Here is a 4,414-nt window from a genome sequence, read left to right as displayed (position 1 = left end):
GCAGCTCATACAGCGCCACCTCCACCGCGAACAACCCCGCCTGGGTGAACACCGTCCGATCCAACAAGCCCGCCAGGTCACTGCCCGACTCGGCGAACACCACCTCCCGCAACGGACGGTCCAGCCGAGCATCGAACAACGCACACACCCGATCGAACGCATCCGCGAACACCGGGAACCGGTCGTACAACTCCCGACCCATACCCGCCCGCTGCGCACCCTGACCCGTGAACAACACCGCCCGACGACCCGACGACACCTGACCGGTGACCACGTCGGGGGCGGGCATCCCGTCAGTGAGCGCCGCCAGCCCCGCGCGCAGGTCGTCGACCGTGGAGCCCAGCACCACCGCCCGGTGTTCGAGGGCGGCGCGGGCAGTGGCCAGCGACCAGGCCAGGTCGACCGGGGACTGTTCCTGCTCGCCTCGCAGGTGCGCGGCGAGCCGGGTGGCCTGCCCGGCCAGGGCCTCCGTGGACCGCCCCGACACCAGCCACGGCACGACGGGCAGGGGATCGCCCTTCGACGCCCCGACCGGCTCCGGCTCCGGCTGTTCGATGATCACGTGGGCGTTGGTGCCGGAGATCCCGAAGGAGGAGACGGCACCGCGGCGGGGCCGGTCGAGGTCCGGCCACGGCCGCGCGTCGGTGACCAGCGTGACCGCGCCGGAGGTCCAGTCCACCTTCGACGACGGCACGTCCACGTGCAACGACGCCGGCACGAGGCCGTGCCGCATGGCGAGCACCATCTTGATCACCCCGGCCACACCTGCGGCCGCCTGGGTGTGCCCGATGTTCGACTTGATCGAGCCCAGCAGGAGCGGTTCGCGGCCCTCCCGGCCCTGCCCGTACGTGGCCAGCAGCGCCTGCGCCTCGATCGGGTCCCCCAGCATCGTGCCGGTGCCGTGCGCCTCGACCGCGTCCACGTCGGCGGTGCTCAGCCGGGCGTTGGCCAGCGCCTGCCGGATCACCCGCTGCTGCGCCGGCCCGTTCGGCGCGGTCAGGCCGTTCGACGCGCCGTCGGAGTTGACGGCGGAGCCCCGCACCACGGCCAGGATCCGGTGGCCGTTGCGCCGGGCGTCGGAGAGGCGCTCGACGAGGAGCATGCCGACGCCCTCGCCCCAGCCGGTGCCGGCGGCGGAGTCGGCGAACGAGCGGCAGCGTCCGTCGGCGGAGAGGCCGCCCTGGCGTTGGAACTCGACGAAGGTGGCCGGGGACGCCATCACGGTGACGCCGCCGGCGAGGGCCAGGTCGCACTCCCCCGCCCGCAGCGACTGCGCCGCCAGGTGCAGCGCCACCAGCGACGACGAACACGCCGTGTCCACGGTGACCGCCGGCCCCTCGAACCCGAACGAGTACGCCACCCGCCCGGACAGCACGCTGGTGGCGTTGCCGGTGAGCAGGTGACCGCCGACCTCCTGGTCGCGGCCCATCGCGGTCGAGGCGTACCCCTGGAAGCTGGCGCCCGCGAAGACGCCGACCCGCTCGCCCTTCAGCCGCGACGGGTCCGTACCGGCGGACTCGACGGCTTCCCAGGACACCTCGAGCAGGAGGCGTTGTTGCGGGTCCATGGCCAGGGCCTCGCGGGGGGAGATCCCGAAGAACTCGGCGTCGAACGCGCCGGCGTCGTAGACGAAGCCGCCCTGGCGGGGGAACGACGTGTCGGAGAGCCGGCCGTCGAGGAAGCTGTCCCAGCCCCGGTCGAGTGGGAAGTCGGAGATGCCGTCCCGGCCGGTGGCGAGCAGGTCCCACAGTTGGTCGGTGGTGTCGACGCCGCCGGGCAGCCGGCAGGCCATGCCGACGATGACGACCGGGTCGTCGTCGACCGTGGCGACCCGCTCCCGCTCCTGTGCTCCGCCCGGTGCGCCGGTCAGTTCGGCGCGCAGGTGGGCGGCCAGGGCCAGCGGTGTGGGGTGGTCGAAGACGAGCGTGCTGGGCAGGGCGAGCCCGGTCTCGGTGGTGAGCCGGTTGCGCAGTTCGACGGCGGTGAGCGAGTCGAAGCCCTGCCGCTGGAACGCCCGGTCGGCCGGCACGGCGTCGGGTGTGGCGTGTCCGAGTACGGCGGCGGCCTGGGCGCGGACGAGGTCGAGCAGGTGCGCGTCCTGTTCGGCGGGGGTCATGCCGGCGAGTCGGCGGCCCGTCCGCCCACCGTCGGTGGGTTCGCCACCGGCCGGTTCGGGTCGCGCCTCGGGGATCTCGCCGAGCAGCGGGCTGGGGCGTAGGGCGGTGAAGGAGGCGGCGAACCGATCCCAGGTGACGTCGGCGACGACCACGGCGGTGTCGTCCCGGTCGAGGGCGCCCTGCAGGGCGGTGATCGCCAGGTCGGGTGCCATCGCGGGCAGGCCGCGCCGGGCGAGCTGGTCCTGTGCCTCGCCCTGGACGGCCATCCCGGCGCCGGCCCAGGGTCCCCACGCGATCGAGGTGCCGACCGCGCCGCGGGTCCGTCGCCGGGCGACGAGGGCGTCGGCGTACGCGTTGGCGGCGGCGTAGCCGGCCTGGCCGGCCGAGCCCCACACTCCGGCGATGGAGGAGAACACCACGAACGCGTCCAGCCCGTCGGGCAGCAGGTCGTCGAGGTGCGCCGCGCCGTCGACCTTCGCGCGGAGGACGTCGCGCAGGTCGTCCGGTGTGATGTCGGGCAGCGGGGTGAACTGGGGTGCTCCGGCGGCGTGGAAGACGGCGCGCACGGGCTCGCCCTGGGTGGTGAGTCCGTCCAGCAGCCCGGCGAGCGCCGCCCGGTCGGCCACGTCGCACGCGGTGACGGTGACCCGCGCTCCGGCGGCACGCAGCCGCTCCGCGAGTTCCACCGCCCCAGCCGCCCGCTCACCCTGCCGGCTGGTCAACACCACATGATCGGCCCCGGCCTGCACCGCCCACTCCGCGACGCGAGAGCCGAGCGCACCCGTACCACCGGTCACCAACACCGTGCCCGACAACCGGAACCCACGCCGCACCACATCATCAGCAGCCCGCACCAGACGCCGGACGAACACCCCCGACGACCGCACCGCCACCTGATCCTCAACCCCCGACGCCAACACCCCACACCAACGCCGCACCGCCCGCGCGTCGACCACCTCCGGCACGTCCACCAGGCCACCCCACCGACGCGGATCCTCCAACGCCGCCACCCGACCCAAACCCCAGACAGCCGCCGCCACCGGATCCACCGACGCATCCGACCGACCCACCGACACCGCACCCCGGGTCACCCACCACACCCGACCACCCACCGCACAGTCACCCAGCGCCTGCACCGCCGCCAGCACCTCGCCGAGCTGCGGGCCGGACAACGACAACAACGACACCACCCCGGCGACCTCGCCGAGTTGGGGCAACGTGGCGCGCAGCCGCGCGGCCACGTCGTCCCGGCGGGTCGCCGACGGGTCGAGGACCACCGGAACGACGTCGGCGCCGTGCGCGGCCAGGCCACCGACGAGCGGGTGGTCGGCCTGGTCGGGCAGCGCCAGGACCAGCCACGTCCCGGTCAGCCCCGGCTCGGGTACGGACGGAGCGGGTCGCCACTCGACGCGGTAGCGCCAGGAGTCGGCGGTGCCGCGTCGCCGTCCCGCCCGCCGCCACCGCGCCAGCGTCGGCAGCAGCGCACTCAGCGGCTGCTCCGCCGCCTGCTGGAACTCCTCCCCCAGCCCGGCCAGGTCCTCCTGCTCCACCGCCGCCCAGAACCGCTGGTCGAGCTCGCTGTCCATCCCGGCATTCCCGCCCGGGGTCGTCGCCACCTCCGGCCAGTACCAGGTGCGCTGGAAGGCGTAGGTGGGCAGGTCGACGGTGCGGGGCTGGTGGCCGGTGTGGGTGAACCAGGCCGTCCAGTCGACGGGGGTGCCGGTGACGTGCAGCCGGGCCAGGGCGGTGACCAGTGCCGTGGCCTCCGGTTGGTCGCGGCGCAGGGCCGGCACGAGGTGGACCGGCCGGTCGGTGGAGGTGTCGGCGGCCATCGCCGTCAAGGTCGCGTCCGGACCGACCTCCAGGAACGTGCTCACGCCGGCCTGGTGCAGAGTGGTGATCGCGTCGGCGAACCGGACCGCTTCTCGCACGTGCCGCACCCAGTAGTCGGGCCCCGCGATGTCCGTCGGGTCCGCGACCCGGCCGGTCAGGTTCGACACGATCGGCAACTTCGGCGCACGCCAGTCCAGCCCGGCCAGGACCGCCCGGAACTCGTCCAGCATCGGCTCCATCAGACGCGAGTGGAACGCGTGACTGACCGACAGCCGCTTGACCCGCCAACCCCGCTCGGCGCAGAGCTGCGCCACCCGGTCCAACTCGGTTGCCGGGCCGGACAGGACGACCGACCGGGGACCGTTCACCGCCGCGACATCCACACCACCTGCGCTGCCGCAGTCGGTGACCTCGCGGATCTCCGCCTCGGACGCGCCCACCGCCAGCATCCCGCCACCGGACGG

Annotated in this window: 1 protein-coding gene; it reads right to left on the bottom strand. The window is 74.2% G+C overall.

Features of this window, described 5'->3' with window-relative positions; all coding sequences use genetic code 11:
- Positions 1-4,414: SDR family NAD(P)-dependent oxidoreductase (locus ACPFP2_RS29745; RefSeq protein WP_424093546.1), on the bottom strand; the 4,414-nt coding region annotated here is incomplete at both ends.

The sequence above is a fragment of the Micromonospora citrea genome (assembly GCF_049629545.1).
Taxonomy (GTDB): Bacteria; Actinomycetota; Actinomycetes; order Mycobacteriales; family Micromonosporaceae; genus Micromonospora; species Micromonospora citrea_A.
The sequence above is the reverse complement of the archived record's forward strand: the minus strand, read 5'-3'. Positions and strand labels throughout refer to the sequence as shown.